Genomic DNA, 26180 nt, shown 5'->3' with positions numbered 1-26180 from the left:
CCGACAACTGACCGCCCAGCCCTGGGAAGGCCGGGCCCACCACGGTGGCACCGACCCGTCCGCGCGTGGGACTTCCGCCCCGCCGGCTACGTCACGCCGCACCGGACGAGGGTCCGTTGCCACCAACGGCCGGACCTCGCGGCGTACAACGGAAGTGTCGGGACCCGTGGGGTCACTTCAGGCATCGCCCGCCACCGGTCCAGCTACAGACAGCTGCCGCACCGCAGCTCGGACCGCGTCACCGACGGCACCCCGAGCCGGGCCTTCCTCGGTCGTATTCCCCAGGTCCGCGCTCGTCGCTCAACGGTGCTCGGGGTTCTCGAAGTCGAATCGGCAGCCGGCGTCCCACCCGGAGCGCTGGTTGCCGTACGCCGGGATGCCGCCGGCGTCCTTGAGCATCCGGGCGAGGTGCAGCAGGTTCCACGTCATGAACGTGGTGCTGCGGTTGGTGAAGTCGTTCTCCGGGCCACCCGAGCCCTCGTCCAGGTAGGACGGGCCTGGCCCGGCCGGGCCGACCCAGCCTGCGTCCGCCTGCGGCGGAATGACGTACCCGAGGTGCTGCAGGCTGTAGATCACGTTCATCGCGCAGTGCTTCGCGCCGTCCTCGTTGCCGGTGATCAGGCAGCCGCCGACCCGGCCGTAGTACGCGTACTGGCCACGATCGTTGAGGATCGACGAGCAGGCGTACAGACGCTCGATCACCTTCTTCATGACTGAGGAGTTGTCTCCCAGCCATACGGGTCCAGCCAAGGTGAGGATGTCCGCGGCCATCACCTTCGAGTAGATGACAGGCCACTCGTCGGTCTCCCAGCCGTGCTCCGTCATGTCCGGCCACACACCGGTCGCGAGGTCGAGGTCCACCGCCCGCAGCACCTCGACCTCGACGCCCTGCCGCTCCATGATCCCGGTGCTGATGTCGATCAGCCCCTGGGTGTGGCTGCGCTCCGGCGACCGCTTGAGCGTGCAGTTGATCACCAGCGCGCGGAGATCACGGTAGGACGTGTCGGTTTCGGTCATCGATGTGTTCCCCTGCGGACGAGTGGGCGTGGGGCGGCGAAACGCGCCCGGCTGTCGACGTCGATAGGGCCCCGGGTCGGTCCGGCCGAAAATCCGGTCCACTGTCTCGCCTCGTCGAGCGGAATGACCGGACGCCGCGCCAACGGCGGCGAAGTCGGCCGCCCGATCACCCGCGTGGCCCGCACCGCCGCACGTCGCCGAGGATCCGGCTACACGAAGAATCGGTTACGCAGTGTAACCCTTTGGTAGCGTGAAGTGACTTCATGCTGTCGGGCGGCGTCGGGCAAGAGCGTCCACGGCTGCCCCGGTCCAGAGGAGATGAGCGATGGTTGACCTCTTCCGCTACATCGAACACGACTTCGCGGTACCTGCGCGGACCGACGCGATCGATGCCACGAACCAGTCCACCTTCCAGGAGTCGCTGGAAGATGCCGCGGGCGGCGGAGGGAGTGGTACGGACGAGGGCCAGGACTCGGCGGCCGACGAGCCACCGCCCTCGCCGGCCGCGCAAGTACGGGCACTCGCCGAGAAGTTCCTGAAGGAGAAATTCCCTTCGCCCACGTCCGACCCCACACAGTTGGGTGCGAAGCTGGGCGGGCTGAAGGCCGCGATCGAGCAGCTGCCCATCGTCAACACCCAGAAGGTCCGCCAGTTGGTGGAGGAGATCTTCGGCGCGCCTGTCGGCCAGGTGGTCGCCGGACCCGCCTTCAAGAGCGACCTCGAACTCCTGCAGAACACGGTCGTGGCCGTGAAGCTCGCCACGGGGTACGGCTCGGTCGACACGGCGACAGTGGTGCGACAGCTGCGTGCCGCGTCCTTTCTGAAGCACCTGGCCACCGACGTCTCCGCCGCCGCAGCGGCTCCGGGCACGCCGGCCGATTCCACCCCGCCACCGGACAAGCTGAACCTCACGGAGGTACGGCGTCTGCTGGCCAGGCCGCTGAGGATCCCGCCCGGTCCGCTGGCGGCGGTCGCGCACCCGGCCGGCGAGCCGCGCCTGCGCCGGGCGCCCGACGAGGACACGGCCGCGGAGTACGAGCGCACCCACACGCTGCGACGGGAGCGGGACCGGCTGCAAGCCGCCTACGGCAAGCTGCTCGCCGTGCGCCCCGAGGAGTTGGAGGTCGTCATCTCCGAACCTCCGCCGCAGGGCACCGCCACGGCCCCGGGGACCGCCACCGGAGAGGACGGCCGCCCCGACGGGGGCGACGCCTCGGCGGCCGCCGCCGGTCCGGCCGTGCTGCTCCTGGCCGAGGCGGCGCGGAAGCGGTTCGGCGAGGAGGAGCGCGCTGCCATGGCGAAGCTGGGGATCAAGGTGGACCGGACCGCCGTCCCGGTGGCCCTCGACCGGATCGGGCAGCGACTCGTGCGGCTCAACGAGGAACTGCTGCCCCTGGAGGCGCCCACGACCGCCAAGGTCTACCGGATCGGCGGCCAGCTCTTCGCCGAGACCACGCCCGTGATCCCCACGGCCGACGTGGCCCGGGCCCGGGTCCCCGACTTCAGCAAGGCGATCACCCGCCCGGCCGGGGTGGGCGACCTGTTCGTCGTCCGCCAGGAGACCGTCGGGTACCGGGCGGGCGAGATCTCCCACATCGAGAACGTCCTGGAGCACGAACAGCTTCGCCGGTGGACGCGGCGCTCCGAGAGTTCGGAGATCATCGAGACCGACGAGACCTTCACCTCACAGACCGACGAGCGCGACCAGCAGTCCACCCAGCGCAACGAACTCGCCGCCGAGACCCAGCGGGAGTCGGGCCGGCAGAGCAGCAGGGCCGGCGAGGGCATGACCTCCTCCGACTACGGCCGGCTGGTGGAGAACAGCAAGACGAACTTCGCCCAGACCGTGGTCGCCAAGTCGGTCGAGCGGCGCACCTCGGAGGTGCGCCGGCAGCGGGTGAGCCGCGAGAGCCGCAGCTACGTCGAGCGGGTCGGTCACGTGCTCGACAACCACCAGGGCGTGGAGAAGATCCGCGGGATCTACCAGTGGGTCGACAAGGTCTACAACCTGCGGGTCCTCAACTACGGCAAGCGTCTGATGTACGACGTCGTCGTGCCCGAGCCGGCCGCCGTGCTCGTGCAGGCACTCAAGGACGCCGCCAAGCCCGAGCACTTTCAGCTGGTCAAGCCCCTCGACCCGGGCCTGACCCCCGAACAGATCAACGCCTCCAACTACATGTGGTTCGCCACCCAGTACGGAGTGACCGGCTCCGTCGCTCCGCCGCCCGCCGTCTACGCACGGATGGTCTCGCAGCCACAACTGATCGAGGGCAGCAAGAAGGTGGCCGCCTACGGCGGTGAGTCCCACGTTCCCCAGCCGGCTGTCTTCAAGTTGCCCGTTCCCGAGGGGTACAAGGCGGTCAGCGGCTATGTGCACACCACCAATACGTACTTCCAGAATCCGGCACCCGGAGCGACCCTCGAGGTCTTCGTCGGTGAGAACACCTATCGGCGGATCCAGGACGCGGCCAACCCCTACCTCAACGCCTCGTTCCCGATGGCGGGGGAGACCGGCGAAGTCCCTGTCAGTGTCAGCACGTTTCTGCACGTCACCTCCATGGCGTACGCCGTCGCGCTGGTCTGCCAGCGCACCGACGAGGCCTACGCCCAATGGCAGCTGAAGACCCACGCGACCATCGTCAGCGGCTACCAGCGCAAACTCGCGGAGTACGAGGAGAAGCTGGCCCGCTACGTCGCCGCCGCGCGGGCCCAGCTCGCCGCCGCCGGCGGCCTGGGACACGACCCGGCCGTCACCCTCCAGGAGCTCAAGCGGGCCTTCGTGTTCCTGCTGCTCGGCGAGCACCCGCCGACCTGGCTGCCGACACCGGCACCGGCACCAGCCCCACCGGGCGCGGGACTCCCCGATCCCCTCGCCGTGCGCGAGTGGGGCTCCGTCGTGGCGTTCTTCGAGCGCGCCTTCGAGTGGGAGAACCTGATGTACACCTGCTACCCCTACTACTGGGCCAGCCCCCAGCGGTGGCAGGAACTGTTGCTCACGCAGGACGCCGACCCGCAGTTCGAGGCCTTCCTCAAGGCAGGCGCGGCCCGCGTCGTCGTACCCGTCCGGCCCGGCTTCGAGGCGGCCCTGGCCCACTACCACGAGACGGGGGACGTGTGGATGGGGGAGGAGATCCCCGACATGTACGGCGACCACTACCTGTCGATCATCGAGGAGATCAAGGCCGCCAACCGCGCTCCCGGCGATGAGGTGTGCGTGGATCAGTGGGAGGTCACCCTGCCTACGACACTGGTTCTCCTCAAGGAGGACGCCACCCTCCCGACCTGGCCGGCCACGTCCTGCGGTCCGGAGTCCTGACGCCATGGCGGAGGACCTGCGCAAGGCGGTGCGACGCCGGGCTCTCTGGTTCTACGAGACCCAGATCCGCCTGCTCAACTACGACCACTTCCGGTCCCTGCGGCCCGACTCGCAGGACCCCAGGCTGGACCTGATCTCGGAGCAGCAGTTCACGGCCACGTTCGGGGGCGGCCCGAGCGGCCGGCTCAAGGAGACCGGCCGGGTCTACCTCGACAGCGGACAGCCGGTGTGGACCCAGGACGAGGAGGCACGTCACGGCACCTTCGGTGCCTCGCTCGTCGGAAGGATGGGCGACTGGCTCGGGGCCCACGAGCCCCGACGTCTCGCCGAGCGTCTCGGGGACCTGCGCACGGCGTACGAGGCGACCACCTACGCCTCGGCGTGGGACTCGCCGTCCGTGCTGGACCCCTTCCCGCGCGAGCACCTGGCCATGCCCACCGAGGCGAAGCCGGAGGGCGAGCGGGTGGCCTACGCGATCGCCCGTGCCGAACTCGCCGCCGAGAAACCCTGGCTGATCCCCGAGCTGTACAAGTCCGCGGGTGAGGACGTGAGCAAGGCTCCGGGCTGGCTCGACAGCCTGGAGCGCTACGTCGACGAGTTCGAGATCGAGCTCGGGCTGGCCGTGGGAGGCATCGGCGGCGTCCGGCCGCCGTTCGACCCGGACGCGCCCGGGGCGTACCAGGCCTTCCTCGCCGCCATGCTGGCCGCCGGCACCGAACGCCCCACGGGCGATGCGGTGAAGGTCCGGCTGCTCGACCTCACCAAGTCGAAGCCCGAGGACGCGGAGGCGACGTACCGGCACCGGCACTCGGTGGCGACCAACGGCGCACCGATGGGCCCGGTCACGGCGTTCCCGTTCTCCAAGCGCGTGGCCTATTGGAGCGGAGCGATCCACGCCCCGCTCGGTGAGTGCCTCTGCCTCAAACCCAACTCGGACATGGGCCTGTGCCAGCTGGTGCGGCTGCTCTACCGGTACGGGCCGCTGCCGTCCGGACTCGCCCGAGGGACGACCCCGCGCTGGCGCGTCCGCACACCACCCGACGAACGGTTCACCCGCTTCATGGCGGCCCGCGCCGCCGACGTCTCCGCCGACCCCGGACTGTCCGCCCGGTTCCGGTCCGCGGCGACCCGCCTCCGGTTCATCCTGGAGGCGACCGCCGCCAACCCGAGGAGTCAGGACCCGAGCTGGTCCCCGCTGGCGGGCGAGATCCTCAAACAGGGGCTCCTGTCGTACAAGTTCTGGCTGGACGAAAAGCCCCGTGCCCAGGACAACGAGCGGCTCAACAAGGTCAAGACCGGGCTTGGCGAAGGGAAAGCGGTCGACCAGGAGATGGAGTTCTGGTCGGAGAACCACTACATCATGTTCGCGTCCTCGGAGTACCTCCTCGGACAGCTCTGGGAGGACGACACCTTCCAACCGTGCGGGCTGTTCGCCGACCCGGGTGACCGGACCGGTGCGAAGACCGGGGCGCAGCGCCGCGAGCGCGGACGTGCCCGGGTGCTGAAATGGCTCAACAACCGTCTGATGTTCGGCTGGATGGAGTACAACTCCTCCGGCTACTACCGCGAGCACCTCTGGGCCCTGCTCAACCTGGTGGACTTCGCCCTCGACGACGAGGTCCGCAAGAAGGCCGAGATGGCGGTGGATCTGATGCTCTTCGACGTGGCGCGGTTCTCGCATCACGGGTCCATGGGCGCGGCCGGTGGGCGCAGCCAGTTCAAGTCCAAGAGCCACGGATTCGACAACGGCCTCACCGATGTCGTGGAGATCCTTTTCGGCTCGAAGGGGGTCTTCAACGAAGGCAACGCCCAGGTCGGCGCGAGCTTCGCCTCCTCCACGTACGCCACGACCGTCCCCCGGGTGCTTCTGGAGATCGGTTCCCACCCGCCAGGGTTCGCCTTCACCGACCGGTCCCGCGTATCGGTCACCTTCGACGAGGCCCCGAAGTACGGCATCACCTGGTCACAGAAATCGGTGGTGAAGGACTCGCTGCTGCGCGGATACGCCTCCAAGCGCGCCCGCCACTTCCCCCATCTCGCGGAGGTGAACCGCGACATCGCCCGCACCCACGAGGGGTACGGCGCGGTCGAGGACGACACCGTCTTCTTCTGGGGCATGTCGGCGTTCTTCAACAAGCAGGTGCTGCGGAACTCGCTGCGCGTGGTCCACCGCTTCGGCCTGGAGAAGTCCAAGGCCTTCGGTGCGATCCGCTGGATCGTCGAGACGATCATCCCACTGCTCCGAGCGCCGGCCGACGGCCTGCTCGATCTGCCGGCACTGGTCACGGCACCCTTCACGGGAGGCGAGGGCCCCGACCAACTGGACGAGCGGACGGCCGACGACCTGTCCCTGCTCCTCGAAGGGTCGACCCGGAGCCGCGCCAACATCGTGACCTACCGCTCACCCGGGGCGATGCTCTCCACCACCCAGAACTTCCGCTACGGCCAGCTCAACTTCCAGAACAGCGTCCAGCAGGCCACGCTCAACGGCGCGGTCAACGTATTCGTCACCGCCGGATTCGGCGGGTTCGACATCCCCGACGCGGCCGTCTTCGGAGCAGGCGCCCTGATCGGCGGACTGGTCCTCGGGCCTGTCGGCGCCGTCGGCGGCGGCATCGCCGCGGTCGCCCTGAGCAACGAATTCCTCGAGGGCGAGACAATCGACGACACGGACGGACCCGACTGGTGGACGGGGTACTGGGCGCTGCCGCGCGTGGTCCAGCACGGCGGCGCCGCGATCATGCTGTCCGAGTTCCACGACATCCAGGACTTCCTGGCCGAGACCGGCTCGCACGCCTGGTTCCCCAAGGCAGGGTTCGACCAGGTGGTGGAGCGGCGTACCTCCGCGTACGACGACGCCGATTTCCCGCTGCTCGACATCGGCCACATCGGACCGAAGGGATTCTGGCTGTTCGGCAAGGTGGTGCACCCGGTTCCCGAGGGTTCCACCGCCGAACCCGAAGAGGGGTATGTCGGGGTCTTCTCCAACAAGCGCCCCGAGTGGCTGACGAAGGAGTCCGACCCCTACGCGGTGCGCCTGGAGAAGCAGGGCGAGGAGGGGATCTGGAAAGACCCGCCGGACCTCTTCGCCGACAAGGACTGGTATGTCAACGGCAAGAACGTGTGGATCGTGCAGATCGGCTCCAAGAGCGAGTTCGGCAGCTTCGAGGCGTTCATGGACCGCGTCTCGTCCGCCCGCGTGCACGTGGACGACACCGGCGACCTGGAGTGCACCTACGACGTGCCCCGGCCCGGCGGCGGGTCGGACCGGCTGCGCATGACCAACGGGGACGGAGGGGAGTTCGAGCTGAACGGCCGGTCTCTGGGGACCGACCTGTTCCCGCGGTTCGAGAACCCGTTCGTGCGGGGCGGCCTCGTGGAGTGGGGGCAGCGGGCCTACTGCCTGGAGTGGAACGGGCGCACGCTGCTGCACGACTTCGGCGATTTCCGGAGTCCGGTCCGGCTGGAACAGCCCGAGCAAGGGCCGCGTGACGCCGATACGATCATCGCCCTCGTGATCCATCTGCGCACCGGCGACGAGGCGATGGAGGCCTTCACGGTGGCGACGGCGACGGTGGAGGTCGGCTGCCACCGCCTCACGACCGACCAGGTGGTCGCGGCCGGCCCCATCGGTGAGGACACCACCCATGACGCCGAGTGGATCTTCCTGGACCGGCCCGTGCGCCGCAGCCCCGACATGACCATGACGCTGACCCACCCCGCGTCCGGCGGTGACCCCTTCGACCCGAGCCTGCTCGGCCTGCGGGAGCCGCAGCTGCCGGACCTGTCCGACCCGCTGGACCTGCCGGACCTCGACCCGGCCCTGCTGCTCGGCCCGCTGGCGCTCTTCGGCGAGCTGGGCGACCCCGAGTGGAAGGCGTCGTACTCACTGAAGGCGCTCATGGGCGACTGGCGGCTACGGGACTGCTCGGTGCCCTTCGGAGGCGTGGACGTGGCCGGGGACCGCCGCGACACGGGGCCGCGCCCGTTCGCCGTGCGCGTGGGGGCGTGGGACGACTGGGCCGAGGTGCCGGGTGCGGTGCGGGCCCGACGCTGGCTGCCGGCCCGCCAGCCGGCGGCCGGATCCGTGTGGCTGGACCACCTCGACCTGTTCCTCGTCGACGGCGACGGGGAGCTCTGGCACAAGCGGGCGTCGTGCGGGATGAGCGTCGGCGTATGGGCGCGGGTGCGACCGGACGGGGACGCGCCGGTGTGGTCGCGCACTCCCTCGTGGGCCGCCGTCTCGGACGCCGGAGGGCGGGCGATCGTGTGGGCGCTGAGCGAGAGCCGCCTGCTGGCGCGGGTCAGCGACACGCAGGGCCACTGGGGAGAGGGATGGTCCGATCTCCGGCCGAAGGTGCGGAACGGACTCACCCTGGAGCCGGTGCCCCTCGGCCCGGGCAGCGCGCTGAGCGCCGTGCCGGGCGACGGCCTGCTGTCCGCCACGGCCGTCCTGTGTCTGACCGGCGCGGACGGCGAAGTCTATCTGCACAAGGGGTGGAACCCCGGTGAGAGCGGTGTGTGGGAACGCGTGGAGACCACCGGGTTCGACCTCGCGGCTGGATCCCCCGTGGGACTGGCCGGTGAGTGCCTCGTCGCGCGCTCGGCGCAGGGCGGGCTCTGGCTGCGGGACCCCGGCGCGGTGGTCCTGTTCGGCGGCCCCTGGCAGGAGCTGGAGGGACCGGGACACACCGTGACGCGCTGCGCCGTGGCGGGCGGCGGGGGCGAGCTTCTGATCGCGGCCTCCGGGGCCGCGGGCCGGATCAGTCTCGGTCGGCGTCGCGGTGCCGAGCCGGTGCGCTGGTTGCCCGCGCAGGCCGAGGACGGCTGGCAGCCGCGCCCGGGGGGCGAGGTGACCTGGGCCCTCCCGGAACCGGGCGTGGCCTGGGCCTTCGCCACCGGGACCGACGGGACGGTGCGTTCGGCCTCGGCGACGGACGGCGTGTGGCGCCCGGTCGGGCGCGTGCAGGGCCCGAGCGAGGGCTCGGGCGGCCGAGTGGGTGCCGTCTGCCGGATCCCAGGACAGGTCGAGGTGATCACCGACACCGAGGAGGGACTGCTGCGCTGGACGTGGTGGTCGTAGTCCCGCTGGGTCGACAGCGGCATCGTCGCCGGTCGGGGCCGCGGCGGCCGTCGGACGTGCGCGCCCCGGGCGGAACCGGGGCGCGCACGGCCCACCCCTGGTGCCTGCCGCCGCAGGTCCGGTCTCACAGTCCCGCGAGGAGACGCCCGGTGTAGCCCAGCATGACGGTCCAGAACAGGCCGGTGTACCCGCGTTCCCCGAGCTTGTAGTTGAACCGCCGGCCCAGGAACGTCGCGACCAGCATGAGGGGCACGCACGCCAGGGCGACGAGGTAGTCGCCGCCGGTGAGCAGGGCCGCGTCCGTCCAGACCGCCGTCTTCGTGACGTCGCCGACGAGTGACACCAGGGACAGGGCACCCACGAGGTGCATGCGGTCCAGGTGCAGCGCGCGGACGGCGAGTCCCTTCAGGGGACCTGACGTGCCACTGAACCCGGAGGTCGCGCCGGACGCGAACGCCAGCAGCGGGGACCCGATCCGCCGGAAACGGCTGAGGTCGAGGGATTCGACGAGGAACGCGAGGGCGAAGCTCAGGATGACCGCGATCGTCACCCACCGCTCGGGCGCCGAGACGAGCAACGTGGCACCCAGGAAGGCTCCGGCCATGACGAGCACGATCACCGGCGCCGTCTTGCGGTAGGGCAGGGTGTTCCGGTACGCGATGACCTTCACCAGGTTGTTGGCGGCCAGAAGCAGCGCCGCCAGGGCCACGCCCGACTTCGTGCCGAGCATGAGGGCCAGCGTCGGCACGAGGATGAGACTGCCTCCGAACCCTGCGGAGGCGGACAGCGCGAACGCGGCGAAGACCGCCGCGAACACGACCGGAAGCAGATACGGTTCCATCGGCGCTCCTCAGTCGGGTCGGCCCCCCACACAAGGCCGCCCGCCCCTCGTCGCGGTCGACAGCCTGAGCGGTGTGACCTCCTTCCTCCACGATGAAACCGTCCGCGCCGACGCGCCACAGGGGCGGCGGTCCGGGAAGTCGATCGCCCGAGGCGACCAATTCCCTTCCAGTCGAGCCCTGTTCCGTCCGTGGTACGGCCGCGGCGGGAAGCCTCGCCCTCTGCTCCACTCGGGCCTGAGGAATCGTTTCGGATTTCCCCGCACGGGTGACCCATGGCCTCAAACGCGCACCGAACCGCTCGATGTGGGGCACAACTGTCACGCCAGCGAAACGCTCCGCCGTGAGGGAATCCGCCGCATTGCCACTGCCGTCCCTGCCACCGAAGGTTCCAGATGGACGCTGACCCGAGGCGTGTCGTCGTCGTAGGAGACTGCCCGCTGATACGGCTCGGCATCATCCAACTGATCACCGGCGAACCGGATCTCCTCCTGGCCGCGGCCGTGTCCTCCGTCGAGGAACTGGACACGCATCCCGTCGACGCCGGAATGGTGGTGATCAACCTCCGGCTCGCCACGCTCGAACTGGCCCGTACCGTGTCCCGGCTCTGTGCCCGCGGCTACGCGGTCGTCGTCGTCTCCGCCGCGGCACACATCGACCTCGCGCCGGCGATCCGCGCCGGCGCGCGTGGATGCCTGGACAGCCATACCGAACAGGCGGAGCTCCTCTCGGCCTTACGGACTGTGGCCGCGGGCGAAACCTATGTGCCGGGCCCGCTCGCCGTGCATCTGCTCCTGGCGCCCCTCCACATCACGGAGCGGGAACGGGAGATCCTGGGGCGGGTGGCCAGCGGTGACACCGATCGGGAGATCGCCGTCCTGCTCGGCATCAGCGAACACACGGTGCATTCGCATCTGGACCGGCTCCGCGACAAGATCGGTGCCCGCCGGAGGGCCGATCTCACCCGCTTCGCCATCGAATACAGCCTCGTTCCACCCACACCGGGCCGGGGTAGATCTACCCACCCGGCACGGGGTGATTAGGCCCTTGGCAGAGCACGCCCCCTGACGAAGACTGAATCCGGACGGCCGAGAGGCTCATTCGGTGCTGAGGGACGGCCCTTCCGGTCCGCCATCGCGCCCCGTCCCCTGGAACGTCCCGTCCACGCGCAACTCGCGTGCTCCCAGCAGGCGTTCTCCTCAGGGGCCTCCTTCACCTTCATCCGCACCACAGCGGGGAGGTCGAGTTGATACGCAAACCCGCCGGTGTCCCGGACGACTCCGAAGAGGACCGCGCGGCGCGTCGGCTGGAGGAGTTCCTGCGGGCCAGAGGGCTCCAGGACGAAGCCGAAGCCGACGAGTCGGACGAGACGGACGAGACGGACGACCAGGCCACGGAGGAGGAGGCTGACGCCTCCGGGGCTCCAACGGACCCCGAGGACTGCCCAGATCCCGCCGAGGCCGGCCGGCCGAGTCGTGACGCGGGACCGTGACGGCACGAGGAGAACAGTGATGCGTGGGAATCCCCAGGACAACACAGTCGCGCAGGGCGATCGCCAAGAGTTCCCCGGTGGCAAGGCGTTGGCACGCCTCATGCTCGAACTGGCCCGCACCGGCCACGCCGACGCCGCCGTGGAGGCGGCCGTCCAGGCCCGCCCCGACATGGACGAGGCGGCGGCCCAGGCCCTGCTCGAAAGCGTGGCGGGCCCCCAGGGCGGCCCCTCCGGCGGCCATGAGGACGGAGACGGCGGCGAGCCGGGCGGCGGAGGCGACGACGGGGGAGACGGGGGAGGCGGCTCGGGGAGCTCGCAGTCAGCCAAGCCACCTCCCGCCGGTGGTGGCGGCGGGCCCGACGCGGGGATGGAACAGCTCGCCGCGAACTACATGGCCGTGGCCGAGACGCTGTCGACGACTCCGCCGACTCCCAGTGGCCCCAACTGGCGTTCGCTCGGACCGTGGACGATACCCAACGGACAGACCTACGGCACCGGTAGCGGCTCTCGGGTCAATGTCTCCGGACGGGTCTCCTCCGTGGCCGTCGACCCCGGCAACGTCAACCACCTGCTGGTCGGAGCGGCCCACGGCGGCATCTGGGAGAGCCGTAACCGCGGGGCGTCGTGGGCCCCGCGCACCGACCACGCGGCGACCCTCACCACGGGTGCCATCGCCTTCCATCCGACCACTCCGACCACCGTCCTCGCGGGCACGGGTGAAGGAGACTGGTGGTCCGGCTTCGGCACGGGCATCCTCCGGTCCACCAACGGGGGACTCACCTGGGCGAGCCTGTGCACCAACCCGTTCGTCGGCCAGGGCTTCTACGACCTGAAGTTCGACCGGGCCACCCCCACCCGGGTCTTCGCCGCGACGAGGGGCGGCCTCTACGTCTCCACGGACACCGGAGCGACATGGACGCAACGGCGCACCGCGAGGACCTGGTCCGTCGCGGTGGCCCCGTCGGGCGCCGAGGCACTCGCCGCGTGCGCGGACGGCCTGTTCCGTTCCACCGACGGCGGCGTCACCTGGAACGCCGTGACCCTGCCGAGCGCGCCCGCCACCTACAACAGGCTCGCCGTGGCCATCGCCCCGTCGGACCCCACCGTCGCCTACGTGTGGGGCGCCGGGACCACCGCCTATCTGGCCCGGCGCGCCGGGGGCACCTGGACCGCGATCGGCGCACCCACCGGGGTGAACATCGGCCAGGCCTGGTATGACTGGTTCCTGGCCGTCGCGCCGGACAACGCCGGCCAGATCTACTGCGGAGCCATCAGCGCCCACCGGGGCGACCTCTCCGGCACCACCTGGACCTGGACGGACATCGCCAGCAAGGCCTCGCCCGGCCAGTCCATCCACCCCGACCAGCACGCCATCGCCTTCGAGCCGGGCCAGCCCCAGGTCGTCTACATCGGCAACGACGGCGGTCTCTACCGCAGCCCGGACCGCGGCATCACCTGGCAGCACCTGAACAACGGCCTGGAGATCACGGAGTTCGAGTACCTCGGGCAGGACCTGGGTTCGTCGCGGTGGCTCCTCGGCGGCACCCAGGACAACGGCACCGAGCGGTGGACCGGTTCGCCCACCTGGCTGCACTCGCGGGACGGTGACGGCGGCGACTGCGGGGTCAACCGCACCGACCCGCGCACGGTGTTCCACAGCTTCTTCAACATGGGCGTGGAACGCTCCACCTCCCGGGGCGACTGGGGCAGCTGGAACTGGCTGCCACCGCCGGTCCCCTCCGGAGAGGGGTCGCTCTTCTATCCGCCGTTCGAGTCGAGCGCCACCAACGGCAACACGGTCGCCCAGGCCGGCGGGGCCCTCTACGTCTCCCGTAACAACTGCACCAACTGGACGCGGCTGGCCTTCCCGACGGCCGGCACCGCCTCGGCGATGTACATACCGACGGCCGACCAGGTGTACGTCGGAACCACCGGCGGCCTGCTCTACGTCACGCGGTGGAACGGGACCGCGTGGGGCGCGCTCACCGCGCTCACCACGCCCCGCGCCGGCGCCTGGGTCAGCGACATCCACGTCGACCCGACCGACACGAACCGCATCTGGGTGACGCACGCGACGCGCAACGGCGGCCGCGTCTGGCGGTCGACCGACGGCGGCACGAACTGGGCCGACCGCACGGCCGCACTCCCCAATCTGCCGCTGAACGCCATCGAGGTGCACCCGGGAAACCGCGACCGTGTCTGGGTTGCCGCCGACCTGGGCGTCTACCAGTCCGTGGACGGCGGCGCCTCCTGGCAGATGTTCTCCAACGGCCTGCCCAACGCCTTCGTCGGCGATCTGCTCTATCACCGGCACGCCAGGGTGCTCCGGGCCGGCCTGCGCAACCGGGGCGTCTGGGAGATCCCGGTGGACGGCTGGATGACCCAGCCCGTGTGCGGCGTTCAGTGGACGGGCACCGTCGCGGCCAACTCGACCGGTCGCTGGTTCACCTGGGGCTGGCCCGCCACCTGGCACGTCCTGTGGACGGTCATGCCCACCACGATCCGCCCAGGTGCCGAGGAGCTGACCTGGAAGGTCCAGGTGGAACGAGGGGACGCCGAGTACGTCACGTACTGGATCTCCGTCACCAACCTCACCCCCGTCCCGGTCGCATTCGAGGGCCGGTTCGCCATCCTCAGCCGCTACTGAACCGGGAGAAGCGCGATGTGGACCAACGTTCATTACACCGGATCGCTCGGAGCCAACGCGAGCGTACGTCTCTTCACCTACGGATGGCCGGCGTCCTGGCACGTCGTCTGGTACCTGGTGCCGACCAATCCGCAGTCCGGTGCTCCGCAGGTGGACTGGGACGTGGCCGTCGAGCGCTATGAGGCCGGCTACGTGACGTACTGGATCACCGTGAAGAACCTCACCGCGGCCACGATGACCTACGAGGCCAGGTACGCCGTCCTGAACTGAGCCACTCCCCGCCGTACACGGAAGGACCGAGCCATGCGCATCACCATCGACATCGACGGCGCCGCCGAGCAGTCGTCCTCCCAGGAATGCTCCCCTCCGGTGCCGCGTCCCGAGCCCGCGGCGGGAGTGGACATGGGACCCGCCCCGAACTCCGGTGCCCCCATGGGGCAGCCGCCCACCGACCCCGGTCAGTCGCTGCCCTCCACCGACCAGCCGTACACGACCGACACCTCGTCGACCGGGACCGACCAGGCGGCCGGCGCCGCTCCCGCGATGTGACCGTGGATCGCAAGAGCCGCGGCCGGAGTCTGCGCCGAACGGGTTCTCGCGCCCCCGGCCCCGCCTGTCGGGCCGGGGGCGCGGCCGGCCCACGACTAGGGTGCCGTCCGTGGTCCCCATCGACGAGGAGACGTTCCCCGGCGGTGTCCTCCACGGAGGCACGGCACGGGACATCGCACGGCTGACCGACCCCGGGCTGGCCGCGGTCATCCTGGCCCCGCCCGAACGACCGGACTGGCTGGCCGAGTTGGCCGAGCTGGTGGTCTCACGGCGGCTCGTCATCGCCCGTACGACTCTGACCGCGGTCTCCCGCGACGAGTTCGCCGACTGGTCCCGCACCGCCCTGGCCGACGCGGACAGGGCGGTCGCGCATGCGCTCCTGGACGACATGGCGGGGATCGTGGAACAGGTCATGGCCGCGGCGGACGTCACGCGCGTGATGGTGCGGGTGTTCACCGAGGCCCCCACCCGGCGCTGCGGATTCCACGTCGACACGGTCCCGCCGCAGGCCCCCACCACCGGTGCCGTACGGGTCTACAACGGTCCGACGACCGAGTACGTGTCCCGCGACGACGTGCGGAGCACGCAGGACTTCTACGCCTACCTGTCGCGCCGGGAGCGGCTGTCGCGGGAGGCGGGGGCCGGGACCTGTGGCGACGAACCGGCCGGTGCGGCGCTCGGCCCGCTGATCGCCATGGACGAGACCCCTTCGTTCCTGCGGCCCCACGCTCCTGTCCACCGGGTGCCGCCGGACGCGACCGTCTACTTCAAGCACCTCGACGTACGGCGCCACTGGTCGCCGCATCCCGTGACGGACGCGTGGATCCACCGCTCGCCCATGGAGGGCCCTCCGAGGCTGGTCCTCAACGTGTCCCCGGCAGAGCGGGTTCCCGCCGCCCCCCGTCGGATGCCGGTCCCCGGTCGGGGGCCAGCAGCACATGGCTGAGTGCGGGCAGCGAGGGATCCAGGGAACGCAACAGCCGCAGGACGCGCTCGCCCGCCCGCGCGGGCCCGTGATGGGCCGTGAACCAGGACCTCGGTCCGCCCGCGGCACCGATCGTCCCCAGAACGGCCGGCACCACGTCCTCCACGCCGTCGAAGAAGGCCCCGGTGAACGCGTTGACGTACTGCCAGCCGCCGAGGATCGCCCGGTTGACGACGACGGGCACGTCGAGGCAGAGCGCCTCCGCGAGCACCCTCGGCGACGCGTCGAGGACTGCCGGTACGAACAGGCAGCGCGCGGCGGCGATCACGGCGAGCAACGACGGCCACTCCAGCGGACCGGACGATCTGACGCCCGGCAGCGTCCCGGCGCCGGGCGGGGCGTCGACGACCAGGACGCGCAGGTCCGTCTCCTCGGACAGCCGGCGCAGGCAGCGTGCGGCGAGCGGCCAGTTCTTGGCCCGTTGCCGCCAAGGTTCCGCGCCGGACACGTGGACCACGTCCGCGACCAGTTCCGGCGGCAGGGCCCGTGCCACCAGGCGGGGGTCGACACGGCGCGGGTCGGTGAAGTCGGACTCGCTCACCCGAACCCGTGGCCCGTTCGGCGGCAGGTGGCGTTCCGGCTCACGGAAGCAGTGCAGCCACGCCTCGCAGAGCAGCCCGTAGTCGCGCTCGTCACGGAACCCCGCCCCCGGGAAGCCCAGATAGCTGGTGGCACCGACGAAACGACAGCCCTCGTCCGCGAGCCGGTTCAGGCGTGCGTGCTGGTCCCGGGTGACGACGGGAGCCCGTACCACCACCCACGGCAGTACGTCGCCGCCCGGCCCGGTGACGCGCAGGAGCGGCGCGCCCGCGGAGAAATCCACCCGTCGTCCTCCCCACCGGGATCGATCGACACAGCGACAGGACAGGAGAGGCCATGACCGAGCCCATCAGACGCGACTTCTTCACGGAGCGCAACGGCGCCACGCGGATCGAGATCTTCGACGAACTCGGTGACACCGCGAAAGCCGCCCTGCACACCTTCTTCCGGCGGACCGGCGCACCGCACCTGATGGACGAGGTGGTCCTGCCGCAGTTCCGCGACGGCGACTCGCAGATCTTCGCCGCGGTCCGCGACCGGCCGTGGCCGCCGTGGGGCCTGGGCGCGCGCAACATCATCGGCGTCCTGCAGACGCACCTGGTCTCCGACGGATGCTGGGGGCTGAGCCCGGTACACGTCGCCGACGAGGACCTCACCAACACCGGCCTCTGCGCCGCCCTCTACAAGGAGGCCCTGGAGACACTGGCCGTCGACCCCGGCGCCGAGGTGCACTATCTCCTCGCCGAGGAGTCGAGGCTCGCCGACCTGGTCATGCGCCGCGTCGGCTTCGAGCGCACGGAGGACGTCTTCCTCACCGAGGCGGCGCGGTACCTCACCTATCGCGCCCCGGCCCGCGAGCTCCTCAAGAACCTGGGCCTGGCCGGGGCCGACTCGGTCGACCTTCTCGCGGGCGCGGTCGACGACGAGGTGTACGAGCGCAACGCGCTCTTCCACGGGACCGTCTACCTGGGATCGCGCTTGGAGTGGACGGCGGACCGCGTCACCGTCCCCTCCGAGATCGCCCGGCTGGTCCGCGGCGGCCACTACAGCAAGCCGGCCGGGGTGCCCACGGGGACGGGCCGGTTCGAGCGAGACGTGATCGCCGAGGTCGCCCAGGGCGTACGGGAACTCCTCACCGACGCGGAGCAGGACGATCTCCTCCGGTACGTCCTCGACAACGAGTCCGCGTTCTCGGCGGCCACGATCCAGCCGTACGGGACGGGAGCGGCGGTGGTGGACGAGCGGGTCCGCAGCAGCGCGGTCCTCCACGACCTCGGTCGCTTCGAGGCACTGTTCACGGAGCGCATCAAGGAGCAGTTGGAGACGGTACGCGCCCGTCTGGGCCACCCGGCGTTCCCGCTGGACCGCATCGAGCTCCAGGTCACGGCCAACGGCGACCGGGACTACTTCGGCATGCACCGTGACAGCGACGGCGGGGACACCCGCGAGCTCACCTTCGTCTACTTCTTCTCGGCCGAGCCGCGCCGGTTCTCCGGCGGGGAGCTGCGCGTCTTCGAGACGGTCGTCGAGGACGGGCGGGTCGTCCCCACGGACCGCAGCCAGACCATCGTGCCGCGCGCCAACCTCGCGGTGTTCTTCCCGAGCCGGCACGACCACGAGGTGCTGCCCGTCCGTGTGCCGGCCAAGGCCTTCGCCGACAGCCGGTTCAGCGTGACCGGCTGGATCCACCGCAAGTGAGCGGCCGACCGGGAGGGAGGGAATCCGGCGGGCGGGCCGGGCGCGAGGAGCCGTGGGAGGAGCCGTGGGAGGAGCCGAGGGAATGCGCCGCGTGGTCCGTGGAGGGCCATGTGGCGCTCCCGTCCGGCCGCGCACGGCGAGCCGTGCGCGAGACCCACCACGGCCCCTTCCCCGACGCGCCGGAGCTGCTGTCCCGCGCCGTGCGCGCGGACGCTCACGGAGTACGCGCCCGCTACCTCTTCGCCTCGGGCACGGCAGCCGCCGAGTTCTCCGCGGCCAGGGACCCCGCCCTGACCCGGCTCGGGACGGTGCTCACCGGACCGGTGCGCGCCGTCCCCGAGGCCCCGCTCGCCGCGCCCGTGATCGTCGTCTCCCCGCCGCGCTCGGGCAGCACCGCGCTGTTCGACGCCCTGGCCCGCAGCCCCGCCCTGTGGACGGTCGGCGGAGAGAGCGAGGGAGTGATCGAGGGCGTGCCCGGACTCCACCCGGCGGCCCGCGGCTACGCCTCGCACGCGCTGGACGCCGACGACGCCGACACCTGGGGACATGCGGTACGGGCCGGTTTCCTCGCCGATCTGCGCGATGCCCGAGGGCGGCGCCCGCCCGGGAGCGGTGTTCCCCGGGACCTGCCCCGCAGGCTGCTGGAGAAGACCCCCGAGAACAGCCTGCGACTCCCTTTCCTGCTGCGGCTGTTCCCGGACGCCACGGTCGTCCGTCTGCACCGCGACGCCCGTGACACGGTGGCCAGCATGGTGCGGGCCTGGACCCACCCGGGCTTCGTCAACATCCCGGACCTGCCCGGCTGGCCACGGCGGGCCTGGCACCTGCTGCTGCCACCGGGCTGGCGATCCTGGACGGGCGAGGATCTCGCGCGGATCGCGGCCCGGCAGTGGGCCGCCGCCGTGGAGGCCACCCTCGACGCCCGTGACCTACGGCCCGACGTCTCCTGGGTGGACGTCGACTACGCCGAGCTGAGCGCCGCACCGGCGCGGACGCTGCGGCGGCTGGAGGCCGCACTGGACCTGCCCGCCGCGACGTGGGGCAGGGACCTCCCCCTGTCGGCCACGACGATCAGCCCGCCACGCCCCGGCAAATGGCGCGACACCCCCGGCTTCGCCCCGGCGGCGCTCGACGTCGTGCAGCCCACCCTGCGGCGCCTCACGAACGGACGCACCACGATGCCCCAGTCCACCCCGGTCCCCCGGGCGACCCGAGCCGCCCCGGAGGCCGCGCGCCGTCGCCCCGCCTTCGCCTGCTGGCTCCACGACGCGGACGCCACCGCATCGGGCACCGACGATGCCTTGGGCGGGGGCGACGGCGCGGTGCTCGATCCGACCGCGTTGCTCCAGACCGGGGTCACCATCCCTCTGGGGATGGCGCGCCGGGCCCGCTTCCGGGACCGCTTCCTGACCGGCAGCCCCCTTCTGTGGACCGATGAGCCCGAGACGGGGGCGCTCGTACCCTTCTGGGTACGCTTCGAGGACTTCTGGGCGCTTCGCGAACTCGTCCCGGGCCGCCCCCTGCCACACGGCTTCCCGCCCCGGCTGCGCGCCGCACTCGCCCGGGCCGGTGCGCTCGGGACGACGGAGCTGCGCGCGCGGCGCACGGCCCTGGCCGATGCCGCCGTGGCCGACGCCGCCGGGGAGTTCGCGCGCTCGGACGTCTGCGGCATGGGCCGCCTGGTGCGCCCCGGGCACCGCGAGGCGCTGCTCGACTACTACGAGCGGCTCATCTCGACCGGCTCCTGGCCGCTCGGCGACGCACAGGTCAAGGGGCGATACGGCTGGTACAACGAGTCGTTGTCCCGCTTCTTCCACCATCAGTTCCGCACACTGGTGAGCCGCCTCGCCGGACGACCGGTGCGACCCTCGTACTCCTACGTCTCCGCCTACCGCGCCGGCGCCGTCCTCGACCGGCACGTCGACCGCGAGCAGTGCGAGTACACCGTGTCCCTGCTGCTCGGGGAGTCGGGACCGGCCATCTCGGACGGTTGGCCGCTGCTCCTCGACACCGCCCACGGGTCGCTCTCCCTGGTCCAGCGTCCCGGCGAAGCCGTGCTCTTCCGGGGCACCCGCGTACCGCACTGGCGCCCGCCGCTGCCCGACGGGAGCACCCACACGTCCCTCCTGTTCCACTACGTCCCGGCCGAGTTCTCCCGGACCCTGTACTGAGGCGGCTACTGCGGATCGAGGAGGCCGACGTGCCGGGCCTCGGCCTCCGAGACCCTGGGCGCGATCCGTTCCCACCGGGTGACCGTCCGCCGGCCCTCGGGACGTACGGCGCGCAGACGGGTACGGGTGAAGCCCTCGGGCGCCGGTCCCGCCCCGAACATCACCTCGGTCGCGGGGGCGGTCAGCAGCATGTCCCACACCAGGTGGATCCGGTCGGTGGCCCCGGCGTTCTCCGCCGCGTGCACGCACCCGTGATTGACCAGGTAGACGGTCCCGGCCGCCAGGTGGTGGAGGTCGCCGTCGAGCACCACGGTGGCCTCGGGGCCGGTGACGAGCGGCAGGTGGAAACGGGCCCGCACCCCCACGGTGCCGGAGTCCGACCGTACGACGCTGTGCTCTTCGTGCGGTGCGAGCGCGGCACCGGGACCGAGCACGTTGATCCGGAAGTTGACCAGATGCGGCAGCGCCTGCGCCAGCGCGGAGAGCGCGGGGCAGTACGTGCGGTGGTGGAACCGCTTGCCGAAACAGGACAGGTCGTGGTCCCGGGAGAAGTCGTCACAGCGGCCCGACGCGTTGAACAGACTGAACTGCTCCACACGGCCGCGCGGACCGGTCCAGGCCGTGACGTGGCCGGGGTCGCCCGCCAGCGAGGGGGCGTGCCGGGTGCGCAGTCCCTCCGCCTCCGCCACGAGTTCCCGCAGGGTCGCGGCGTGGGCGGAGAACAGTCGCATGCACCGGATGCCGGGGCGATGGTAGTTGGCGTCCCGGATGCCGCGCAGGAGCGACAGCGGATCGTGGTGGGTCATCGGAACGGACACCTCTCCAGAAGGAGGTCCAGGTCGGGGAGGTCCGCCGGGAGCGTCGCGAAATCGGCCAGCGCGACCGGGTCAAGGCCGGCACCGACGGGGCCGACGGGCACCGGCGGAGGTACCGGCAGGCCGACGGAGAGGAAGTAGTCGTGGAATTTGCTGTCGTCGCCGCCGGGCAGGGGCCGAAACCGGACCCAGGCGGCGGGAATCCCGTACGCGTGACTGAGGATGATGCCGTGCAGGCTCGACGAGGCGACCAGACTGGCACCCGTCAGCTGTTCGACGACGTCCTCGACACCGCCCTGTACGTCGACGATCCGCCAGCCCTCCGGAACACCCCGCCGGGCCCGGGCCTTGTCCGCGAAGTGCGGTACGACCGCGGGCCGTCCGCCCGCCCGGACCGGGCGCACTGGCAGGAACCTGGGCACCAGCAGCCCGGGGTCACCGTAGACCGGCGGGCAGACGACACCCGAGCGCAGGGCCGCCTCCCGGGTGAGCGGCCCCCGGACGGCGAGCAGTTCGACCCGCGGATCGACGGACTCACCGGCCTCCATCACGCCCGCCCCCCACACCACGGCGCCCGCGCTCGCGAGCGCGACCACGCTGCCGGTGACGAAGTGCTTCCGGCCCGGGGCGTGCGGAGCGACCCACCGGGCCGGCGCGCCGGAGATCCGGCGGATCAGCCAGGGAGTGAGCCGGTCACCGACATTGCCCTGACTGGGCACCCGGCACCAGAACGCGGGGACGGACTCGGACACGTCCGCCACTGTAGCGAGCGGACGGCGCTTCTCATCCGCACCTACCACCGGGATGTCGCGTGGTTGCGCTACGCGCTGGCGGCCGTCGAGCAGTGGTGCCACGGGTTCGCGGAAGTGGTCGTGGTGTCGCCGCGCACCGGATCCGCCGCGGTACGCCGGGCGATCGGCGGCGACGTACGGCTGACGGTCTGCCCGGACTACCGGGACGACTACCTGGGCCAGCAGGTGACCAAGTTGTACGCGGACGAGTTCACCGACGCCGATCTCATCTGCCACGTCGACTCGGACGTCGTCTTCGACCGTCCCGTCTCGCCTGCCGACCTGCTGGACGCCGGCCGCCCGTGGATCGTCCGCAGGGCGGTCGCCCTGCTCGGTCGGCACCGGCCCTGGCTCACCCCGACGGAGGAGTTCCTGGGCCGGCCGGTCGCCTACGACTTCATGCAGCAGCCGCCGTTCACCTACCCGCGCGCGCTCTACCCGGAGGTACGCGCCCTGTGCCTGGAACGTCACGGAATCCCGCTGTCCCGCTACGTGGCCGGGCGACCGCCCCGAGGCTTCTCCGAGTTCAACGTCCTGGGCGCCCACGCCCACACCGCCCACCGCACCGCTTTCGCCTGGTACGAGGCGGACACGCCGGCGGTTCCGCGCCTGTGCAGGTGGTACTGGAGCAGGGGCGGCCTCGACGGCGCCCTGCGTCGGGAGCTGGACGGGATCGTCAGCGGCGCGAGCGACACCGCTGAGCACGCCTGAACACACTTGGGGCGCTGGTCAGGAGTGGGACAGCAGCGGGAGAGAAGGGGAGTTGCACCGCACGGCCCTTCTCGCGATGGCCGACGCGGCTGATGGTCGCCTGCCACGTCGAACACAACGGTCGCCATTCGCCGGATGCCGGACGGCAGGACGATGAACGGGATGGCGTGAGCGACGGCCCGGGCCCAGCGCGGGACCCCCGCGACAGGCCTGTGAGCAGCCCGCCACGCGCCACGCCATCCGGTCCGCGGTGTCTCGTCGACGGCGGTCGGTACGGCGGGCGTCCGAGGTGGTTCTCCTCCGGCACGAATCGGTTTGACGTCGGGGTGGTGGGTCGACCGTTTGCGTCCTGGCGACGGCCTACGGGGTGGTGCGGGCGCGGATGACGTCGTAGAGGTGGGCGCCGTGTGCCCATCTCTTCAGGTCCTCGCGGCCGACGGTGATCAGACGGTGGCGGGAGGCGAAGTCGAGGGCAGGCTGCGTGAAGCCGTTGCCGACGGCCAGGGCCAGTACGGCGTACAGCAGGAACTTCAGAGGCGGGTCGAGAGAGCCGTCTTCATCGAACACCGTCCGTCCTCCCTTCGGGCGCGTTCCGTTCGTACGGCGCGGCGAACTGGGGCCGGCGAGCGCCGGGGAGCCGTCGGCGGGTGAGGGCGGGAAGCTGCAGGATCTGGTGGAGCGGGACACCCAGCTCGGCCCATGCGCGCAGCCGTTCACGGTCGGTCCAGCCCACGGCGTGCCGCTCTCCCCACTCCCTGGCGTCGCGGGTGAAGCCGCCGTTCGTCACGACCGTCGCCGCATTCGCCCGGTGGGCGGGGCCGGCTGTCCCCTTCACCTGGTACATCACCTGGGAGCCGACCTTCGCGGCGACCTTGGTGTGCTTGGCCTGGACGACGAGGCGCCCGTACGCCGGGTGGTCGGCGATGACATCGGCGGCCTGATCGCCCTGCTGCCCGACCTGTCGGGCCGACCAGCCGTCCCGGATCAGCAGGTCCCGCAGCGCGAACTCGAACTGCCGATCGTCCATCGCGTCGAGCTCCGCCAGGCTGAACCGCAGAACCGACAAACGCCGTGCTCGCGCTGAGTGTTCGTGCGAGGCCGCCACAGCACGCCAGACGCCGGCCGCGAATCCCAGTAGAGCGAGCACAGCCACGATGGGCCACCACCGCACCAGCACCTCGCCCACCCATACGAGCAACCGCACCACCAAGGAGGCCACCGCCGCGGCGACCAGGGTCGCGGCCCCGTACTCGACCGCGCCGCGCGGCCGACGGATCGCTAACCGCCGCCGCACCATCAGCGGCCCGCCGACGGCGTTGCCGTCACCCCGGGCGCGGGGGACTGTGCCGGCGCCGCCCCCTCGAGTCCGAAGAACTGCGCCCACAGCACCACCACGGCGGCGATGCCGCCGATCAGCCACGGGCTCATCTTCTTCGCAGACCGACGGGTCGGATTCCGGCGGATGTGGCCCCGCACCCGGTGATAGCCCTCAGGCGTCATGAACTGTCCCCTCCCGACATGAGGGCCGCACCGACGCGAACCCCCTGACATGGATGTAGCAGCGGCCACCGACACTGACCCGGGAGAACCGCACCGCGATCACTCCAAACCGGCCATCCCCGTCAACGACCTCCCCTGAGCGGTCGAACATGAGGTGAACGGCCAGGTGGCCACGGAGAACCGATCGCCGCCCCGGCCGAGTCCGCACCGCCCGGGCACCACACCGCAGCTGGAGAAACCCCTGTTCACAGCACCCTGCCCGGTGGAGCGAAGTTGGCGGGAAAGACAGGGGGCACGCTCCCCGCGTACGCGCGTGTGCGCCCCCACGCGCGGCCGGCTGGACGCAGTGCCGGGCAGATCTTCTCTGCAGGACGGGCGCCCGGTGGGGGTGGGTGCCGCAGTACAGCGGATCGCGGGATCGCGGTGAACCTATACGAAAGAGGCGTAGTAAGTTGAAGGTCATGACTGCGGGCAATCGGACAGAGGCCGCTGCGACGGACCCGCCGATGGTGACGGTGGGCATCGACCTGGCCGGCTACTCCGGCTGGCTGTGGCCAGTTGGTCGGACTGGGTTCCGCTGGCCGCCGCCGAAGCGCCGACGTCGCCGGGCGTCTACCTCGCCCGACGGGGGGCGAACGGCCCGGTGGTGTACGTCGGCATGGCCGGGGAACGCCAAGGTAAAGGGCTGAACGGCCGGTTGCGGCGCTACACCAGCGGCAAGGCGCTGGCTTCCGGACTCGGCGAAGCGGTCTTCGACCGAGCCCTGGCGGATCCCGCCTGGCTGCGGGAGAGGGTGGCGGAGGTCGAGAGCGGTAAGCCGATGCGAGCGACCGGCTGGGGCAAGGCTGCGCTGGCATGGGCGGACCTCCACGTCTGCTGGGCCACTACCGACAGCCGCGAGACAGCCATAGCCCTGGAGAAGAGGGTGCTGGCTATGGAAACCGTGGACTGGTGGAACCGCGACCGCTGACCTTGCAACAGCCGACCAGCGGCATCGGACCGAAGGCCACGCCGAATCCCCCATCGACGATGTTGATCAATCTCGGTGCTCCTTCTCTGCAGCGCAACCACTCACACCGGGGAACGCTTGTCGCGTGCCCCGGCGCGAGCCGGTGGGGACTACCAGATCGCCTCGACCCACTCCGGGTGGTCGACGAACGGATTGCGGTTGCCCTGGTAGGTGTTGAAGATGATGTCGTTACGGCGCTCCTCGAAGGCGCTCGGCGGGTCCTGCTCGTTCCACTGCTTGAGGACCGAGATGCGGCCGAGGAAGGGCACGCTGCCGTTGGTGGTCGAGTCGTTGGCCTCCAGGTCGGGGAAGCCGTCGCCGCCCTCGTACCGGACGGCCATGTAGAGGACCATCCGGGCCACGTCGCCCTTGTCGGAGTCGCGCGGCTCGAAGGAGTTGCTGTCCGTGTAGCTGCCGGGGGCGCCGCTGACCGGGCTGCCGCCGTTGTCGAAGTCCTTGTTGCCGCGGATGCTGTTGACCTGGACGTCGGCCGCGCGCAGGTGGTGCAGATCGGTGCCGGGGCCGGCGGAGGTGCCGAAGGAGCCGTGCGACTGCGCCCACACGTGCTCGCGGTTCCAGTCGCCGACGTCGCCGCCGTTGAGGGTCTTGCTGCGCGAGGTGCCGCTGTAGAGCAGCAGCACGTTGGCGCTGTTGGCCGGGTCCTGGTCGGCGGTCTTCAGGGCGTTCCACACCGCGTCGTAGGAGATCTTGCGGGTGTTGGCGCTGATGATGGTGTGCAGCGAGGACTTGAGGTTCGTCCCGGTCTTGCCGACGGCGTTCTTGTAGTACGTGCTGTCGTAGGTGTTCGTCGTGGCGCCGGCGGGGGCGGCGGCGAGGGTGGGGAGGACGAGGCCGGCGAGGGCGGCGGATATCGCGGCCCAGGTCTTGAGGCGGCGTCGCTGCGTGACGGACATGGGGGGTCCCTTCTGGCGGGGTGGCAGGGCGGAGTGGCCCGCGCCGCACGGACGGGCGGGTCCGTGCGGCGGGGACTTGTGAGGGGGCGTGGGGGGGTACGGG

21 protein-coding genes are annotated in these 26180 nt (G+C 71.1%); 12 read left to right on the top strand and 9 right to left on the bottom strand.

The features are described from left to right. Positions 1–300 precede the first annotated feature (300 nt). Positions 301–1017 carry a flavodoxin family protein gene (locus AB0M18_RS22955; protein WP_365760849.1) on the bottom strand — a complete coding sequence of 239 codons (717 nt, stop codon included), beginning with the start codon at positions 1015–1017 and terminating at the stop codon, positions 301–303. A 325-nt stretch (positions 1018–1342) separates the two neighbouring features. Between AB0M18_RS22955 and AB0M18_RS22950 the strand changes: the two genes are divergently transcribed. Together AB0M18_RS22950 and AB0M18_RS22945 are read left to right on the top strand one after the other, a co-directional pair. Next, positions 1343–4333: a hypothetical protein gene (locus tag AB0M18_RS22950; RefSeq protein WP_365760847.1), complete on the top strand. Its 2991-nt coding sequence runs from the start codon at positions 1343–1345 to the stop codon at positions 4331–4333. Positions 4334–4337: 4 nt separating this feature from the next. Next, entirely contained in the window at positions 4338–9416 is a 5079-nt protein-coding gene (locus AB0M18_RS22945; RefSeq protein WP_365760845.1) for a hypothetical protein, read from the top strand. A 124-nt stretch (positions 9417–9540) separates the two neighbouring features. On the opposite strand, the gene AB0M18_RS22940 is transcribed toward AB0M18_RS22945, so the two are convergent. Further along, on the bottom strand, positions 9541–10257 hold the full coding sequence (locus AB0M18_RS22940) for a sulfite exporter TauE/SafE family protein (protein WP_365760843.1): 717 nt from the start codon (positions 10255–10257) through the stop codon (positions 9541–9543). A gap of 393 nt (positions 10258–10650) precedes the next feature. On the opposite strand from AB0M18_RS22940, the gene AB0M18_RS22935 reads away from it, so the two are divergent. The 6 genes from AB0M18_RS22935 to AB0M18_RS22910 all read left to right on the top strand — a co-directional run bounded on the left by AB0M18_RS22935 (position 10651) and on the right by AB0M18_RS22910 (position 15889). Further along, positions 10651–11298, top strand: a complete 648-nt coding sequence (locus tag AB0M18_RS22935) for a response regulator transcription factor (protein ID WP_365760841.1) — start codon at positions 10651–10653, stop codon at positions 11296–11298. A gap of 203 nt (positions 11299–11501) precedes the next feature. Beyond that, a complete protein-coding gene (locus AB0M18_RS22930; protein WP_365760839.1) occupies positions 11502–11747 on the top strand; it encodes a hypothetical protein in 246 nt (81 codons plus the stop codon). Between the two features lie 19 nt (positions 11748–11766). Then, positions 11767–14394, top strand: coding sequence for a hypothetical protein (locus AB0M18_RS22925; protein ID WP_365760837.1), 2628 nt, complete (start codon positions 11767–11769; stop codon positions 14392–14394). A gap of 15 nt (positions 14395–14409) precedes the next feature. After that, entirely contained in the window at positions 14410–14664 is a 255-nt protein-coding gene (locus tag AB0M18_RS22920; protein WP_365760835.1) for a hypothetical protein, read from the top strand. A 33-nt stretch (positions 14665–14697) separates the two neighbouring features. Continuing rightward, a complete protein-coding gene (locus AB0M18_RS22915; RefSeq protein ID WP_365760833.1) occupies positions 14698–14943 on the top strand; it encodes a hypothetical protein in 246 nt (81 codons plus the stop codon). Positions 14944–15052: 109 nt separating this feature from the next. After that, entirely contained in the window at positions 15053–15889 is an 837-nt protein-coding gene (locus tag AB0M18_RS22910; protein ID WP_365760831.1) for a DUF1826 domain-containing protein, read from the top strand. Here AB0M18_RS22910 and AB0M18_RS22905 read toward each other — a convergent pair. Next, entirely contained in the window at positions 15807–16751 is a 945-nt protein-coding gene (locus AB0M18_RS22905) for a hypothetical protein (protein ID WP_365760829.1), read from the bottom strand. The genes AB0M18_RS22910 and AB0M18_RS22905 overlap by 83 nt on opposite strands. Before the next feature lie 53 nt (positions 16752–16804). On the opposite strand from AB0M18_RS22905, the gene AB0M18_RS22900 reads away from it, so the two are divergent. After that, positions 16805–18166 carry a 2OG-Fe(II) oxygenase gene (locus AB0M18_RS22900; protein WP_365760827.1) on the top strand — a complete coding sequence of 454 codons (1362 nt, stop codon included), beginning with the start codon at positions 16805–16807 and terminating at the stop codon, positions 18164–18166. Continuing rightward, entirely contained in the window at positions 18163–20337 is a 2175-nt protein-coding gene (locus tag AB0M18_RS22895) for a sulfotransferase (protein ID WP_365760825.1), read from the top strand. Before AB0M18_RS22900 ends, AB0M18_RS22895 begins: the two co-directional genes overlap by 4 nt. A 5-nt stretch (positions 20338–20342) precedes the next feature. Here AB0M18_RS22895 and AB0M18_RS22890 read toward each other — a convergent pair whose 3' ends face one another. Next, on the bottom strand, positions 20343–21143 hold the full coding sequence (locus AB0M18_RS22890) for an aspartyl/asparaginyl beta-hydroxylase domain-containing protein (RefSeq protein ID WP_365760823.1): 801 nt from the start codon (positions 21141–21143) through the stop codon (positions 20343–20345). After that, complete coding sequence (locus AB0M18_RS22885) at positions 21140–21904, bottom strand: polysaccharide pyruvyl transferase family protein (RefSeq protein WP_365760821.1); 765 nt, start codon at positions 21902–21904, stop codon at positions 21140–21142. The genes AB0M18_RS22890 and AB0M18_RS22885 overlap by 4 nt, the downstream gene beginning before the upstream one ends. 63 nt (positions 21905–21967) lie before the next feature. On the opposite strand from AB0M18_RS22885, the gene AB0M18_RS22880 reads away from it, so the two are divergent. Next, the gene (locus AB0M18_RS22880) at positions 21968–22654 is read left to right on the top strand and encodes a hypothetical protein (protein WP_365760819.1); all 687 of its coding nucleotides are present in this window, start codon (positions 21968–21970) and stop codon (positions 22652–22654) included. A gap of 360 nt (positions 22655–23014) precedes the next feature. Here the strand turns inward: AB0M18_RS22880 and AB0M18_RS22875 are convergent, their stop codons facing one another. Genes AB0M18_RS22875 through AB0M18_RS22865 form a run of 3 tightly spaced genes read right to left on the bottom strand, consistent with a single transcriptional unit; the run spans position 23015 to position 24154 of the window. After that, the gene (locus AB0M18_RS22875; RefSeq protein ID WP_365760817.1) at positions 23015–23221 is read right to left on the bottom strand and encodes a hypothetical protein; all 207 of its coding nucleotides are present in this window, start codon (positions 23219–23221) and stop codon (positions 23015–23017) included. Beyond that, positions 23211–23951 carry a restriction endonuclease gene (locus tag AB0M18_RS22870; RefSeq protein ID WP_365760815.1) on the bottom strand — a complete coding sequence of 247 codons (741 nt, stop codon included), beginning with the start codon at positions 23949–23951 and terminating at the stop codon, positions 23211–23213. The genes AB0M18_RS22875 and AB0M18_RS22870 overlap by 11 nt, the downstream gene beginning before the upstream one ends. Continuing rightward, entirely contained in the window at positions 23951–24154 is a 204-nt protein-coding gene (locus AB0M18_RS22865) for a hypothetical protein (RefSeq protein WP_365760813.1), read from the bottom strand. The genes AB0M18_RS22870 and AB0M18_RS22865 overlap by 1 nt, the downstream gene beginning before the upstream one ends. A gap of 550 nt (positions 24155–24704) precedes the next feature. On the opposite strand from AB0M18_RS22865, the gene AB0M18_RS22860 reads away from it, so the two are divergent. Further along, positions 24705–25124 (top strand): hypothetical protein, encoded by a 420-nt coding sequence (locus AB0M18_RS22860; protein WP_365760811.1) that lies wholly within the window; start codon positions 24705–24707, stop codon positions 25122–25124. A 149-nt stretch (positions 25125–25273) separates the two neighbouring features. On the opposite strand, the gene AB0M18_RS22855 is transcribed toward AB0M18_RS22860, so the two are convergent. Further along, the gene (locus AB0M18_RS22855) at positions 25274–26077 is read right to left on the bottom strand and encodes an endonuclease (RefSeq protein ID WP_365760809.1); all 804 of its coding nucleotides are present in this window, start codon (positions 26075–26077) and stop codon (positions 25274–25276) included. Between the last annotated feature and the right edge of the window lie 103 nt (positions 26078–26180).

Origin of the sequence: Streptomyces sp. NPDC051909 (assembly GCF_040681095.1) — a bacterium.
Classification (GTDB): domain Bacteria; phylum Actinomycetota; class Actinomycetes; order Streptomycetales; family Streptomycetaceae; genus Streptomyces.
Note: the sequence above shows the minus strand (reverse complement) of the source record. Positions and strands in the feature narration are given on the sequence as shown.

What these genes read in the sequence shown, in the direction of transcription:
- AB0M18_RS22955 (WP_365760849.1), bottom strand. Translation starts at nt 1,017, where the DNA reads ATGACCGAAACCGACACGTCCTACCGTGATCTCCGCGCGCTGGTGATC.
- AB0M18_RS22950 (WP_365760847.1), top strand. Translation starts at nt 1,343, where the DNA reads ATGGTTGACCTCTTCCGCTACATCGAACACGACTTCGCGGTACCTGCG.
- AB0M18_RS22945 (WP_365760845.1), top strand. Translation starts at nt 4,338, where the DNA reads ATGGCGGAGGACCTGCGCAAGGCGGTGCGACGCCGGGCTCTCTGGTTC.
- AB0M18_RS22940 (WP_365760843.1), bottom strand. Translation starts at nt 10,257, where the DNA reads ATGGAACCGTATCTGCTTCCGGTCGTGTTCGCGGCGGTCTTCGCCGCG.
- AB0M18_RS22935 (WP_365760841.1), top strand. Translation starts at nt 10,651, where the DNA reads ATGGACGCTGACCCGAGGCGTGTCGTCGTCGTAGGAGACTGCCCGCTG.
- AB0M18_RS22925 (WP_365760837.1), top strand. Translation starts at nt 11,767, where the DNA reads ATGCGTGGGAATCCCCAGGACAACACAGTCGCGCAGGGCGATCGCCAA.
- AB0M18_RS22920 (WP_365760835.1), top strand. Translation starts at nt 14,410, where the DNA reads ATGTGGACCAACGTTCATTACACCGGATCGCTCGGAGCCAACGCGAGC.
- AB0M18_RS22915 (WP_365760833.1), top strand. Translation starts at nt 14,698, where the DNA reads ATGCGCATCACCATCGACATCGACGGCGCCGCCGAGCAGTCGTCCTCC.
- AB0M18_RS22900 (WP_365760827.1), top strand. Translation starts at nt 16,805, where the DNA reads ATGACCGAGCCCATCAGACGCGACTTCTTCACGGAGCGCAACGGCGCC.
- AB0M18_RS22890 (WP_365760823.1), bottom strand. Translation starts at nt 21,143, where the DNA reads ATGACCCACCACGATCCGCTGTCGCTCCTGCGCGGCATCCGGGACGCC.
- AB0M18_RS22870 (WP_365760815.1), bottom strand. Translation starts at nt 23,951, where the DNA reads ATGGTGCGGCGGCGGTTAGCGATCCGTCGGCCGCGCGGCGCGGTCGAG.
- AB0M18_RS22865 (WP_365760813.1), bottom strand. Translation starts at nt 24,154, where the DNA reads ATGACGCCTGAGGGCTATCACCGGGTGCGGGGCCACATCCGCCGGAAT.
- AB0M18_RS22855 (WP_365760809.1), bottom strand. Translation starts at nt 26,077, where the DNA reads ATGTCCGTCACGCAGCGACGCCGCCTCAAGACCTGGGCCGCGATATCC.